Annotated in this window: 13 protein-coding genes; 10 read left to right on the forward strand and 3 right to left on the reverse strand. The window is 60.0% G+C overall.

Annotated elements, in window-relative coordinates; all coding sequences use genetic code 11:
* The first annotated feature begins 37 nt into the window (after window positions 1-37).
* The 4 genes from betB to SJY21_RS14800 all read left to right on the forward strand — a co-directional run bounded on the left by betB (window position 38) and on the right by SJY21_RS14800 (window position 4221).
* The gene (gene betB / locus SJY21_RS14785) at window positions 38-1495 is read left to right on the forward strand and encodes a betaine-aldehyde dehydrogenase (protein WP_377512378.1); all 1458 of its coding nucleotides are present in this window, start codon (window positions 38-40) and stop codon (window positions 1493-1495) included.
* Window positions 1496-1504: 9 nt separating this feature from the next.
* On the forward strand, window positions 1505-3163 hold the full coding sequence (gene betA / locus SJY21_RS14790) for a choline dehydrogenase (RefSeq protein ID WP_377512381.1): 1659 nt from the start codon (window positions 1505-1507) through the stop codon (window positions 3161-3163).
* A gap of 65 nt (window positions 3164-3228) precedes the next feature.
* Window positions 3229-3891, forward strand: coding sequence for a thermonuclease family protein (locus SJY21_RS14795; RefSeq protein WP_377512384.1), 663 nt, complete (start codon window positions 3229-3231; stop codon window positions 3889-3891).
* A gap of 90 nt (window positions 3892-3981) precedes the next feature.
* Window positions 3982-4221 carry a YdcH family protein gene (locus tag SJY21_RS14800; RefSeq protein ID WP_377512387.1) on the forward strand — a complete coding sequence of 80 codons (240 nt, stop codon included), beginning with the start codon at window positions 3982-3984 and terminating at the stop codon, window positions 4219-4221.
* Here the strand turns inward: SJY21_RS14800 and SJY21_RS14805 are convergent.
* From SJY21_RS14805 to SJY21_RS14815, 3 genes are read right to left on the reverse strand one after another with little or no spacing between them, the layout of a single operon-like run.
* Window positions 4218-4670: a CoxG family protein gene (locus SJY21_RS14805; RefSeq protein WP_377512390.1), complete on the reverse strand. Its 453-nt coding sequence runs from the start codon at window positions 4668-4670 to the stop codon at window positions 4218-4220. The two genes, SJY21_RS14800 and SJY21_RS14805, sit on opposite strands and share 4 nt — an antisense overlap.
* A 10-nt stretch (window positions 4671-4680) precedes the next feature.
* Window positions 4681-6084: a short-chain fatty acyl-CoA regulator family protein gene (locus SJY21_RS14810; protein ID WP_377512393.1), complete on the reverse strand. Its 1404-nt coding sequence runs from the start codon at window positions 6082-6084 to the stop codon at window positions 4681-4683.
* A 45-nt stretch (window positions 6085-6129) separates the two neighbouring features.
* Window positions 6130-7350: a multidrug effflux MFS transporter gene (locus SJY21_RS14815; protein ID WP_377512396.1), complete on the reverse strand. Its 1221-nt coding sequence runs from the start codon at window positions 7348-7350 to the stop codon at window positions 6130-6132.
* 179 nt (window positions 7351-7529) lie between these two features.
* Here SJY21_RS14815 and SJY21_RS14820 point away from each other — a divergent pair, with 179 nt between their 5' ends.
* From SJY21_RS14820 to SJY21_RS14845, 6 genes are all read left to right on the forward strand, one after another.
* The gene (locus tag SJY21_RS14820) at window positions 7530-9062 is read left to right on the forward strand and encodes an acyl-CoA carboxylase subunit beta (protein ID WP_377512399.1); all 1533 of its coding nucleotides are present in this window, start codon (window positions 7530-7532) and stop codon (window positions 9060-9062) included.
* Window positions 9059-9436, forward strand: coding sequence for a DUF6497 family protein (locus SJY21_RS14825; protein ID WP_377512401.1), 378 nt, complete (start codon window positions 9059-9061; stop codon window positions 9434-9436). The genes SJY21_RS14820 and SJY21_RS14825 overlap by 4 nt, the downstream gene beginning before the upstream one ends.
* 214 nt (window positions 9437-9650) lie before the next feature.
* Window positions 9651-9800, forward strand: a complete 150-nt coding sequence (locus SJY21_RS14830) for a hypothetical protein (RefSeq protein WP_377512404.1) — start codon at window positions 9651-9653, stop codon at window positions 9798-9800.
* A gap of 66 nt (window positions 9801-9866) precedes the next feature.
* On the forward strand, window positions 9867-10226 hold the full coding sequence (locus SJY21_RS14835) for a hypothetical protein (protein ID WP_377512406.1): 360 nt from the start codon (window positions 9867-9869) through the stop codon (window positions 10224-10226).
* A gap of 319 nt (window positions 10227-10545) precedes the next feature.
* Window positions 10546-10746, forward strand: coding sequence for a hypothetical protein (locus SJY21_RS14840; RefSeq protein WP_377512409.1), 201 nt, complete (start codon window positions 10546-10548; stop codon window positions 10744-10746).
* 93 nt (window positions 10747-10839) lie between these two features.
* Window positions 10840-12837: an acetyl-CoA carboxylase biotin carboxylase subunit gene (locus tag SJY21_RS14845; RefSeq protein WP_377512412.1), complete on the forward strand. Its 1998-nt coding sequence runs from the start codon at window positions 10840-10842 to the stop codon at window positions 12835-12837.
* Window positions 12838-12848: the final 11 nt, after the last annotated feature.

A 12848-nucleotide genomic window follows, 5' to 3' on the forward strand; every position in this document is an offset into this window, starting at 1 on the left:
CTCTCATCTTGCCCGAAATATCCCCGCCGGAGGCTCCATGACCTATCCAACCCAACCCACCGCCAGCCACTTTATCGACGGCGCTTACGTCGAAGACACAAGCGGTGACGTGATTGACGTGATCTATCCTGCAACCGGCAAAGTGATCGCCAAGGTCCATGCCGCGACCCCAGCAATCGTCGAGCAGGCGCTGGCCGCCGCGACCCGCGCACAAAACGACTGGGCGGCGATGACGGGCACCGAAAGGGGCCGCATCCTGCGCCGCGCCGCCGATATCATGCGGATTCGCAACCGCGACTTGTCGGTGCTGGAAACCTATGACACCGGCAAGCCGTTGCAGGAAACGCTGGTGGCGGATGCGACCAGTGGCGCGGATGCGCTGGAGTACTTCGGCGGGCTGGCCGCGTCGATCACCGGCGAACACATCCAGCTCGGCGATGATTTCGTCTATACGCGACGCGAGCCTCTGGGCGTTTGTGTTGGCATCGGGGCATGGAACTACCCCACACAAATCGCCTGTTGGAAGGGCGCGCCCGCACTCGCCTGTGGCAACACGATGGTGTTTAAACCGTCTGAAACCACCCCGCTGTCCGCCCTGAAAGTCGCCGAGATATTGCACGAGGCTGGCGCGCCCGCCGGTGTGTTCAACGTGGTGCAGGGCATGGGCGCTGTGGGCGCATCGCTGGTCACGGACCCGCGCGTGGCCAAGGTGTCGCTGACCGGTTCAGTGCCGACAGGGCGCAAGGTTTATGCCGCCGCCGCCGAAGGCATACGCCATGTCACGATGGAGCTGGGCGGCAAATCCCCGCTGGTGATTTTCGACGATGCCAACCTTGAAGACGCCGTCAGCGGCGCGATCCTCGGGAACTTCTACAGTTCGGGGCAGGTGTGTTCCAATGGCACCCGCGTTTTCGTGCAAGACGGCATCCGTGCGGCGTTCATCAAGCGGCTTTGCGAGCGGCTTGACCAGATCAAAATGGGCGACCCGATGGATGAATCCACCAATTTCGGCCCCATGGTCAGCGCCCGCCAGCGCGACATCGTCATGGGGTTCATCAAGGCCGGTATCAGTGAAGGGGCCACATTAAGTTATGGCGGTAAGATCATTGAAAAAGAAGGATTTTATATCCAGCCCACGGTCTTTTCCAACGTCACAGACGATATGACGATCGCACGGGATGAAATCTTTGGTCCTGTCTTGTCCATTCTTAACTTTAGGGATGAAGAAGAGGTTCTAACGCGCGCAAATAAAACAGAATTTGGCCTTGCCGCCGGTGTTTTCACCCAAGACCTGACCCGCGCCCACCGCATGGCTGCCGGATTTCAGGCAGGCACCTGCTATATCAACACCTACAACCTTGCACCGGTCGAAGCCCCCTTTGGTGGGTCGAAACTGTCGGGCGTGGGGCGCGAAAACTCCAAAGGCGCGATCGAGTACTACACCCAAATCAAATCCGTCTATGTGGCCATGGGCCCCGTCGACGCGCCGTTCTAGGACACCGCAATGCAGGCAGATTATGTGATCGTCGGCGCAGGCAGCGCGGGCTGCGCTATTGCCTATCGACTGGCCGAAGCAGGCAAATCGGTGCTGGTCATTGAACATGGCGGCACAGATGTGGGGCCGTTCATCCAGATGCCCGCCGCGCTGTCCTATCCGATGAACATGAAGCGCTATGACTGGGGCTATTGGTCCGAACCCGAACCGCACCTGAACAACCGCCGCCTGGCCTGTCCGCGTGGCAAGGTGATAGGTGGGTCGTCCTCGATCAACGGGATGATCTATGTGCGCGGCCATGCGCGCGATTTCGATCACTGGGCCGAAAGCGGGGCGCAGGGCTGGGGGTATGGCGATGTGCTGCCCTACTTCAAGCGGCAGGAAAACTGGACGGACGGCGGGCGCGGCGGCGATCCGGGCTGGCGCGGCAGTGATGGCCCGCTGCATGTCACGCGCGGCCCCGGCAAAAACCCCCTGACGCAGGCCTTTGTCGACGCAGGGCAACAGGCCGGATACCCCGTGACGGGCGATTACAACGGCCACCAGCAAGAGGGCTTTGGCCCCTTTGACGCAACCATCCATAACGGCCAGCGCTGGTCTGCCGCGCGCGCCTACCTGCGCCCCGCGCTGAAACGCGCGAATTGCGATCTGGTGAACGCGCTGGCGCTGCGTGTGGTGATCGAGGAAGGCCGCGCCGTGGGTGTCGCGGTGCAACGCGGCGGGGTGGTCGAAACGATCCGCGCCAACGCTGAAGTGATCATCGCGGCCTCGGCCATCAATTCGCCCAAACTGCTGATGCAGTCGGGGATTGGCCCTGCCGCGCATCTGGCGGAGCACGGGATCAATGTCATCGCCGATCGCGCGGGCGTTGGCCAGAACCTGCAAGACCACCTTGAGATGTATATCCAGATGGCGGCGTCCCAGCCGGTGTCACTGTTCAAGTATTGGAACCTGTTCGGCAAAGGGCTGATCGGTGCGCAGTGGCTGTTCACGCGCACGGGGCTGGGGGCCTCAAACCAGTTTGAAAGTGCCGGGTTTATCCGGTCAAAAGCGGGTATTGATTACCCTGATATCCAGTTTCATTTCCTGCCGATGGCTGTGCGCTATGACGGGCAAACCGTGACCGAAGGGCACGGGTTTCAGGCCCATGTGGGGCCGATGCGGTCTGTGTCGCGCGGGGCGGTCACGCTGGCGGGCGCTGACCCCCTTGCCGCGCCCGAAATCCGGTTCAACTACATGTCCGATCCGCAGGACTGGGAGGAGTTTCGCACCTGCATCCGCCTGACCCGCGAGATTTTCGCGCAGGATGCCTTTGCCCCCTTCCGCCGTCACGAAATTCAACCCGGTGACGCCGCCCAAAGCGACAATGAGTTGGACGCCGCGATCCGCGAACATGCCGAAAGCGCCTATCACCCCTGTGGCACCTGCAAGATGGGCGCGGCGGATGATCCAAGCGCAGTCGTTGACCCCGAAACACGGGTGATTGGCGTCGATGGGCTACGTGTGGCCGACAGTTCGATCTTTCCGCGTATCACCAACGGCAACCTGAATGCGCCCTCGATCATGGTGGGGGAAAAGGCGGCGGATCATATCCTTGGGCGCGGGATGCTGGCGGCGGCAAATGATGTGCCGTGGATGCACCCGAACTGGCAGACCGAGCAGCGCTAGCGACATCTTAACCTTTTGGTGATTTCACCCTTGCATCAGTCGGAAATTAACCTTTTGTTAAGGATATGTTCCGCTTCTGTTCAATCCTGTTGCTGACGCTTCTCCCCTTGGCGGCATTCGCTGGCCCCGACGGCCGAATCCGTGTGATCGATGGCGATACCTTTGAAATTGCAGGGCAAACCGTCAGGATGCACGGGATAGATGCGCTGGAAAACGGGCAAACCTGCACCACGGATCAGGGCAGCGTCTGGGAATGCGGCGCATGGAGCACGCAGGAAGTGCGCGCAAGGTTTCAGGGGCGATATGCAGCTTGCCAGCAGGTCGATATCGACCGCTATGACCGGATCGTCGCGCGCTGCGCGGTGGATGGAGCCGACATGGGCCGCACCATCGTGCGGGCAGGTCTGGCCACCGCATATCGGCGCTATTCCATGGAATATGATCTGGATGAAAAGGCCGCAGCCGTGGCCGCAATCGGCATCTGGGGGGCGCAGTTCACCGCCCCTGCAACCTTTCGCGCCGATGAACGCGCCGCCACGCTGCAAGGCGCCACGGCACCCGACGCAAACTGTGTGATCAAGGGCAACATTTCGCGTTCGGGCCGCATCTATCATATGCCCCACAACCGCGATTACGAGCGCACCGGCATCAATCCGGCCAACGGTGAACGCTGGTTCTGCACCGAGGCCGAAGCCCGCGCAGCAGGCTGGCGTGCGGCGCGAAATTAGGGCGCATAAACCATCATTGTTTGATCCCTGTCAAAGTGCCACGCGGCCCCGCGCGATAGCCTTGGGCGAACAGTCAAGGGAGGACACCATATGTCTCACACGCCACATGAACTTGCCGAAGAATTTCCCGAGCACATCGAACTGATGCACAAGCTCAAGTCCGAGAACGCGCATTTCGCAAACCTGTCGGAAAAATACCACGAGGTGAACCGCGCCGTGCACCGCGCTGAAACCGATATCGCACCGACCGATGACTTGCATATGGCGGACATGCGCAAGCAGCGCCTTGCCCTCAAGGATGAAATCTGGGGTATGCTAAAGGCTGGCTAGGTGCCGGTGTCGCCCTGCACAACGGCCTGAAAACGATCAAAGAATTCGTCCGCCATCTTGCGGGCGAATCCGCCCACCACGCGGTTGCCCAACTGCGCCAGCTTGCCGCCGACTGCTGCATTAACGGTGTAGGTCAGCGCGGTGCCATCTTCGGTATCGGCCAGGTGCACATCCGCGCTGCCCTTGGCAAAGCCTGCCACGCCGCCCTTGCCCTCACCGACAATCCGGTAACTTTCGGGCGCATTCACATCCGCCAATGTCACCGCCCCTTGAAACGTGGCTTTCACAGGGCCGACCTTTTGTTTCACCACAGCTGCGAACCCCTGCTCGGGTGAACCTGTCAATTCTTCGCACCCCGGAATACAGGCGCGCAGGGTGTCGGCGTCGTTCAGATGCGCCCAGACGGTCGCGCGGTCGGCATTGATGATGCGGCTGCCAGTCAGTTCCATGTGTTACCTTTCAGTCAATTTGATAGGGCAGGGTGCCGCGGTGGTTCAGTTCGACGCGCAATTCGCGTTCCAGCGGCGGAACGGCCCGTTGATGGCATGTGCGGCGCTCGCAAATGCGGCAGGAAATCCCAATGGGTTCATAGGCTTGCGCGGCGTCCACATCCATGTGGTCGGCGTAAACCAGCGCCCCTGCGTGGCGCACCTCGCACCCCAACCCGATGGCGTAACGGCGCGTGGGTGCATCAAACGCCCCACCTGATTTCGTCACATCCCGCGCGAGGCAGAAATAGCGCACGCCGTCCGGTGTTTCGGCCAGTTGGCGCAGCCAGCGTCCCGGCGTTTCAAATGCGCGATGCACATTCCATAGGGGGCAGGCCCCGCCATAGCGCGCGAATTGCAGCGTTGTGGCTGAATGGCGTTTGGTGATCGTGCCGGCCGGATCGACGCGCACGAAAAAGAACGGGATGCCTTTGGCTCCGGGGCGCTGCATGGTCGACAGGCGATGCGCGACCTGTTCAAGCGACGCGCCAAACCGATCTGCAAGGCGTTCAAGGTCATGGCGGGTGTCCTGCGCGGCCTGCAAGAACGCGCCGTAAGGCATAAGCGCCGCGCCTGCAAAGTAGTTTGCAAGCCCGATCTTGGCGATGGCGCGTGCCTGCGGGGAATGGAACCGCGCCAGATCCAGCGTGGCCTCAAGCAGCTTGTCCTGCGTGACCAGCGCCAGCTGCATGAACAATTGAAACGCCTGCGTTGGCGCGGCGGCGCGGGTTGAAATGTGCAGCTTGCGCGTCTCGGGATCAAAGTGGCGCAACGCCCCGTCCTGATCACTGAAATGCACCGCAATCCCATGCGCCCCAAGGGCGGAAACGGCAGCCGCAACCGGGCTTGGTTTCGTGCTGGCCTGCGCGGCGAACCGTTCGGCGGCGCGATCCACCGCATCAATGTAATTGTCGCAATAGTGAAAGAAGTCGCGCACTTCCTCCCAGGGGCTGGGTTGCAGGCGGGCATCCTCGCGGCCCAATGCCTCGTCCAGTGACGCAAGGCGTTCGTGGGTCTGGCGATAGGCGGAATGCAAATCCAGAAAGGCGCGGGTCAGGGCAGGGGCATTTGATGCGGCAAGTCGCAAATCTGCAAGCGGTGGGGTCGGGCCGGAAAAGATCGGATCGGCCAGGGCCTCGCGCATGTCCCCGACAAGGCGGGCCTCGTCACCCGATTGCAACTCGGTGACGTCAAAGCCGAATTCCTGCGCCAGATTGACCACTACCGTTGTGCTGATCGGGCGGTTGTTGTTTTCCATCTGGTTGAGATAGGGCAGGGACACGCCCAGCTTTTCGGCAAACGCCTTTTGCGTCAGCCCAAGGCGGCCGCGCAGTTCGCGCAGTTTTACACCGGCATAGAGTTTCTGAACGGCCACGATCCCCTCCGCAACTTTGCAATCGAGATGCTAGGCTTTGCAAACTTAGTCGGCAAGCCCCAAGGCGCGTTCGCGCCAGACGACGAACAACACCGACAACAGCGAGGCAATGGCCGTACCGAACATCAGCCATTGCAAGGGCAGGGTGCCGGTTTCGATATCCAGCATCCCACCGGCAAACTGTGACAGCCCTGCGCCGCCGCCCACCATCAACGCGCCGCCAAGACCGCTGGCCGTGCCCGCCAGGTGCGGGCGCACCGACAGCAAACCGGCCGTGACGTTGGGCAGGGCGATGCCGTTCCCAAGGCCAAGGAAGGTGCAGAACCCGAAGAACAAGAGCGGGTGATTGAAGCCCAGCAAGGACACCAACAGTGACGCACCAAGGCCGAAAATGATGATATACGAGCCGGTCATCGCCATGCGATTCACGCCAAACTGAACCGAATACTTTCCTGAAATATAGTTGCCCAAAGCATAACCGACCGCAGGTGCGCCAAGCGCGATCCCGCTCCACAGCGGCGACAGGCCAAAGACTTCACCAGCGACGAATGACGCACCACCAAGCAGGGCAAAAAACGAACCCGATGCGAAAGCGGCACACATTGAATAGCCCCAGAACCGCGGCGAGACGAGCAGTTCGGGATAGCCGCGCAACTGGTCTGCAAAACTGACACCCTGTCCGGCAATCGTTTCGCCCTGGTCAAACCAGACCAGAACAAACACGCCGGCGCCGCACAGCGACAAGAACACAAACGTGGCATGCCAGTTGAAAAGCTGGTCCAGCGCCCCGCCAATCATCGGCCCGAACATCGGCACAAGCGCCATCCCCATGGTCACGAACCCGATCATTGATGCGGCCTGATCCTGGGGGACCATATCGCGCACAACGGCGCGTGACAGCACAAGGCCGGTGGCCACAATGGCCTGCATCATTCGAAAGAACAGGAATGCCGCAATCGACGTCGAAAAGAGCGCACCCACCGAGGCGATCACGAAAATTGCTAATGCAATCAAGGTGATATTGCGCCGCCCGTACCGATCAGAAATCGGCCCGATCAGAACTTGCAGCACGGCTGTTGTTGCCAGATAGCCCGACAGCGCGATCTGCATGATAGCATAATCGGTCTCGAAGTAGTCCGCCATCGCGTTCAACGAGGGCAGAAAGATCGACATGTTCAGGGCCGAGATGCCCGCAATCATGATCAGCGTAAAAATATGTGGCGGGGTTGTGCGATCAAGGAACCGCACCAAGGGCTTGTCTGTCATTGCCTATGACTACGCCCGCACCAGGGGGCTGTCCAACGCAATCTGCACCGGACTGTTTAGTTTGCAATTTTGCATTTTTGCAGGATGGCAGAGCGACTAATTTGCAAATTTGCCCATTCCTGCTTTCCCGCGCCCGCGATGCAGCATAACCTGCCGAAAATCGACGAGGGCAAAATCACATGACCGATATCCTGCAAGAACTCGAATCCCGCCGCGCGACCGCGCACAAAGGCGGGGGCGACAAACGCATCGCCGCGCAGCATGCCAAGGGCAAGCTGACCGCACGCGAACGGATAGAACTGCTGCTCGACGAGGGCAGTTTCGAGGAATTCGACACATTCGTTGCCCACCGCAGCACTGACTTTGGCATGGAAAAACAACGCCCTGCCGGTGATGGCGTGGTGACGGGTTGGGGCACGGTCAATGGCCGTCAGGTCTATGTGTTTTCGCAGGATTTCACGGTTCTGGGCGGGTCGGTCAGCGCCACCCACGCCGCCAAGATCTGCAAGATCATGGATATGGCGATGCAAAACGGCGCACCTGTGATCGGCCTCAATGATTCCGGTGGCGCGCGCATTCAGGAAGGTGTCGATGCGCTGGCAGGCTACGCCGAAATTTTCCAACGCAACATCATGGCCAGCGGCGTCATTCCGCAAATCAGCGTTGTCATGGGTCCGTGCGCGGGCGGCGCGGTGTATTCGCCCGCAATGACCGACTTTATCTTTATGGTAAAGGATAGCAGCTATATGTTTGTGACCGGCCCTGACGTGGTGAAAACCGTCACCAACGAAGTCGTCACAGCCGAAGAACTGGGCGGGGCCAGCACCCACACCCGCAAGTCCAGCGTCGCCGATGGCGCGTTTGAAAACGACGTCGAGGCCTTGGCCGAGGTGCGCCGCCTGATTGATTTCCTGCCGCTGAACAACATCGCAAAACCACCCGTGCGCCCCTTCTTTGACGATGTGGACCGGCTGGATCACAGCCTTGATACCCTGATCCCCGATAACGCCAACGCCCCCTACGACATGAAGGAATTGATCCTGAAACTGGCGGACGAGGGCGAGTTTTACGAGATTCAGGAAGAATTCGCCAAGAACATCATCACAGGCTTTATCCGGCTTGAAGGGCGCAGCGTGGGTGTGGTGGCAAACCAGCCCATGGTGCTGGCGGGCTGTCTGGATATCGACAGTTCGCGCAAGGCGGCGCGCTTTGTGCGCTTCTGCGATGCCTTTGAAATCCCGATCCTGACGCTGGTTGATGTGCCCGGTTTTCTGCCCGGCACGGGGCAGGAACTGGGCGGCGTGATCAAACACGGCGCGAAACTGCTGTTCGCTTACGGCGAGGCGACCGTGCCCAAGGTCACAGTGATTACCCGCAAGGCCTATGGGGGCGCATACGATGTGATGGCCTCCAAGCACCTGCGCGGTGATTTCAACTATGCCTGGCCCACGGCCGAAATTGCGGTGATGGGGGCCAAGGGGGCGACCGAAATCATCCACCGCGCTGATCTGGGTGACGCCGACAAGATCGCGGGCCATACCAAGGATTATGAAAGCCGGTTCGCCAATCCCTTTGTCGCCGCCGAACGCGGCTTCATCGACGAGGTGATCATGCCCCATTCCACCCGCAAACGTGTCTGCCGCGCCTTTGCATCCCTGCGCGGCAAACGGCTGACAAACCCCTGGAAAAAGCACGATAATATTCCGCTATGATTCCGGGTATTCGCCATATTGTGACAGCGCTGATCGCCATGGCCGCGCCAGCGCTTGCCGAAACAGGGATGCCCTCGGGCTATACCCACGCCCTGTTCGAGGCCATTCACGAGGAGGAGACGGGTCTGTGGCGGTTCCGCTATTTGTCAGCGGGTTTGACGCTTGAGGACTACGCCAGCGTTGCGGATGATTTCCTGCACCTGTGCGAGGCCGACATCCTGCCCGCCCTTGCCCAAGCCGGCGAAACAGCCAATCAGATCGTCATCTCGATCGCGGATCGCGAGGTGCCATTTGGCACTACCGACCCGCAAGCCGTGCAGTTTTTCGAAGCGTTTCGCGTCGAAAACGATAGCTGCATATGGGAGGAATTTTGATGCATACACAATATCTTGCGGCGCGTTCCTCATCCAAGCCATGTTTTGATGCAGCCATGTCACATGCGCGCGGCTCGCAAACGCCCGCGTATCTTTTCCACAGGTTTTCCAGTAGTTTTCCACAGGGTTACACCCAAGTGACCTTACCTTGGAAAGAGGCGCGCAACCGGCCAGCAGGCCGGACGCATTTTGTGGACAGAGACAGGAGACTCCTATGTCGAAGAGCATCAAGACACTTACAATGCTTGGCCTGCTTGCCCTTGTGGCAGCATGTGGCGGGCGCAACAGTGACGTCGAAGAATTCGTGGTCGTTGACCCGGTTCCGGTCACGGTTGAGCCAGTTTACACCGGCAAATACAACTAATACCCGTGCGGGGCTGGCGAACACGCCAGCCTCCACTTCCCGCAGCCCGCAACCGGAGGGGCTGTAATGGAAAAGCACCGCGGATTCCCAAGCCGCCTTCCGGGCACCGATTATCAATTCACGATCAGGCGCGACTCCAAGTCGGGGCCGACGAAACTGATTGCGCGCGAACGTTTCGCCGACCGCCGCCCGCCTGACCGGCGCGCCGATGACGGGTTCATGGCCGCGCTTTGGGCGCATTTCGGTAACGAGCCCTTTGTGCGCGGCAATCTGGATGCAGGCCGCCTGAGCTGGTTGTTCGGCCGCGAGGTGGTTGCGGCCGAGGACCCCTTTGATCCGCAAAGCTATGACGCCCTGCTGAAAATTGATGAAAAACGTGCGCGGATCAGTTTTCCCGAAGCATTTGCGGGGGATCGCTTCGAATGATCGGCGGGAAACAGCCCATGGAAATGCAATTTGCGCGGGAAAATGCTCATTCCCGTGCCCGGCGTCGCGGGGTTGTTGCGTGGTCCATTTCGGCGTGCAAACGTGATTGTGTCGTTGGGGTTTCCAGCAAGATTTCAACGGCACATTGTCAATACCGTTACCCTTCCCCTAGCCGGTTTGGTCCTCCCCGGACCAAGCCGGCTTCCCTTTTTCGCGCGTGGTCCCGCCGCTTTGGCCAGCACACAAAGAATTTTGTTGTATTTGATGTCCAAACCGCCGATTCTGCGCCCAATAGCAACACCAATAAGGGCAGTAACCTATGCTTAAACTCCGTCTTTTCCTCGCCGCGACTGCGGTTGTTTCACTCTCCGCATGTCTTGATAACGATGTCGAACGTGGCCTTGCAGGCGCCGCAGCTGGCGCTGTTATCGCCGATGCAACGGGCGGCAACACGACCACAGGTGCGCTTATCGGTGCCGGTGCAGGCGTGTTCTGCGACGACGCAGGCGTCTGCCGCTAACCCATCCCGCCCTTCGGGGCGACTGACCAAGATTGACCGCCGTTGGTGCCGCCGTGCGCCAGCGGCGGTTTTGCATTCAAAGGACCGTTTCCCATGTTCAAGAAAATCCTGATCGCCAATCGCGGCGAAATCGCCTGCCGCGTCATCAAGACCGCCAAGCTGATGGGCATCAAGACGGTCGCGATCTATTCGGACGCGGATCGCAACGCGTTGCACGTCAAAATGGCGGACGAGGCAGTGCACATCGGCCCAAGCCCCGCCAACCAGTCTTATATCGTCATCGACAAGGTGATGGATGCGATCAAGCAAACCGGTGCTGAAGCCGTGCACCCCGGCTACGGATTCTTGAGCGAAAACAGCAAGTTCGCCGAAGCGTTATCTGCCGCTGGCGTGGCCTTTATCGGCCCGCCCGTGAACGCGATCGATGCGATGGGTGACAAGATCACCAGCAAAAAGCTGGCGCAAGAGGCGGGCGTCAGCACCGTTCCGGGCTACATGGGCCTGATCGCGGACGCGGACGAGGCGGTGAAGATTTCTAACGAGGTCGGCTATCCGGTGATGATCAAGGCATCAGCGGGCGGTGGCGGCAAGGGCATGCGCATCGCCTGGAATGACGCCGAAGCCCGCGAGGGGTTTCAATCGTCCAAGAACGAGGCCGCCAGCAGCTTTGGCGATGATCGCATTTTCATCGAAAAGTTTGTCACACAGCCCCGCCACATCGAAATTCAGGTGCTGGCCGACAACCACGGCAACACGATTTACCTCAACGAGCGCGAATGCAGCATACAGCGCCGCAACCAAAAGGTCATCGAAGAAGCGCCCAGCCCGTTTCTGGACGAAAAGACCCGCAAGGCGATGGGTGAACAATCCTGCGCACTGGCCGCCGCTGTGGGCTATTCTTCTGCAGGCACCGTCGAATTTATCGTCGATGGCGACCGTAACTTCTACTTCCTTGAAATGAACACCCGTTTGCAGGTGGAACACCCTGTTACAGAACTGATCACCGGTATTGATCTGGTCGAACAGATGATCCGCGTCGCGTATGGCGAAAAACTGGCGATCAAACAAAAGGACGTGCAGCGCAACGGCTGGGCCATGGAAAGCCGCCTTTACGCCGAAGACCCGTATCGCGGGTTCTTGCCGTCGATTGGCCGTCTGACCCGCTATCGCCCCCCCGCCGAGGAAGCCGAGGACACCCGCGCCGTGCGCAATGACACAGGCGTGTTCGAGGGCGGCGAGATCAGCATGTTCTATGACCCGATGATCGCCAAACTGTGTACATGGGGGCCCGACCGCGCCACCGCGATCGAAGAAATGCGCATCGCGCTCGACGGGTTCGAAGTGGAAGGGATCGGGCATAACCTGCCGTTTTTGGCGGCTGTCTATGACCACCCGAAATTCATCGCCGGTGAAATGACAACAGCCTTTATCGAGGAAGAATATCCCGATGGATTTGAAGGTGTTACCCTGCCCAAGGCCGAGGCGAACCGCGTTGCCGCCGCCGCTGTTGCCATGTATCGGGTCTGTGAAATCCGCCGTGCCCAGATCAGCGGGCGCATGGACAATCACGAACGGGTTGTCGGGCAGGATTGGGTCGTGACCCTTGGCAATGGCACTGCGAAGGCGCTTGTGAACGCGGATCGGGGTGGCGCGACCGTCACGCTGGACGGCACCGCCTATCGCATCGAAGGAGACTGGACGCCGGGCCAGACCCTTGCGCGCCTGACCGTTGATGGTGCGCCGCTGGTTCTCAAGGTTGATCTGATTTCGGCGGGGTTCCGCATCCGGTTTCGCGGGGCCGATCTGAAGGTGCGTGTGCGCACGCCGCGACAGGCCGAACTGGCTGCTTTGATGCCTGAAAAGATCGCGCCTGACACGTCGAAACTGCTGCTTTGTCCGATGCCCGGATTGATCGTCAAGGTCGATGTTGCGGTGGGCGACGAGGTGCAGGAAGGCCAGACCCTTTGTTCGGTCGAGGCGATGAAGATGGAAAACATCCTGCGCGCCGAGCGCAAGGGAATTGTCATGAAAATCAATGCAGTTGCCGGTGACAGCCTTGCCGTTGACGAAGTGATCATGGAGTTTGAATAATCCCTGATCCG

The sequence above is a fragment of the Octadecabacter sp. R77987 genome (assembly GCF_042466115.1).
Classification (GTDB): domain Bacteria; phylum Pseudomonadota; class Alphaproteobacteria; order Rhodobacterales; family Rhodobacteraceae; genus SW4.

Excerpts from the sequence above, each read along its gene's own strand:
- SJY21_RS14840 (WP_377512409.1), top strand. The coding sequence starts at position 10,546 with ATGCTTAAACTCCGTCTTTTCCTCGCCGCGACTGCGGTTGTTTCACTC.
- betB (WP_377512378.1), top strand. The coding sequence starts at position 38 with ATGACCTATCCAACCCAACCCACCGCCAGCCACTTTATCGACGGCGCT.
- SJY21_RS14805 (WP_377512390.1), bottom strand. The coding sequence starts at position 4,670 with ATGGAACTGACTGGCAGCCGCATCATCAATGCCGACCGCGCGACCGTC.
- SJY21_RS14845 (WP_377512412.1), top strand. The coding sequence starts at position 10,840 with ATGTTCAAGAAAATCCTGATCGCCAATCGCGGCGAAATCGCCTGCCGC.
- SJY21_RS14830 (WP_377512404.1), top strand. The coding sequence starts at position 9,651 with ATGTCGAAGAGCATCAAGACACTTACAATGCTTGGCCTGCTTGCCCTT.
- SJY21_RS14815 (WP_377512396.1), bottom strand. The coding sequence starts at position 7,350 with ATGACAGACAAGCCCTTGGTGCGGTTCCTTGATCGCACAACCCCGCCA.
- SJY21_RS14820 (WP_377512399.1), top strand. The coding sequence starts at position 7,530 with ATGACCGATATCCTGCAAGAACTCGAATCCCGCCGCGCGACCGCGCAC.
- SJY21_RS14795 (WP_377512384.1), top strand. The coding sequence starts at position 3,229 with ATGTTCCGCTTCTGTTCAATCCTGTTGCTGACGCTTCTCCCCTTGGCG.
- betA (WP_377512381.1), top strand. The coding sequence starts at position 1,505 with ATGCAGGCAGATTATGTGATCGTCGGCGCAGGCAGCGCGGGCTGCGCT.
- SJY21_RS14800 (WP_377512387.1), top strand. The coding sequence starts at position 3,982 with ATGTCTCACACGCCACATGAACTTGCCGAAGAATTTCCCGAGCACATC.
- SJY21_RS14825 (WP_377512401.1), top strand. The coding sequence starts at position 9,059 with ATGATTCCGGGTATTCGCCATATTGTGACAGCGCTGATCGCCATGGCC.
- SJY21_RS14835 (WP_377512406.1), top strand. The coding sequence starts at position 9,867 with ATGGAAAAGCACCGCGGATTCCCAAGCCGCCTTCCGGGCACCGATTAT.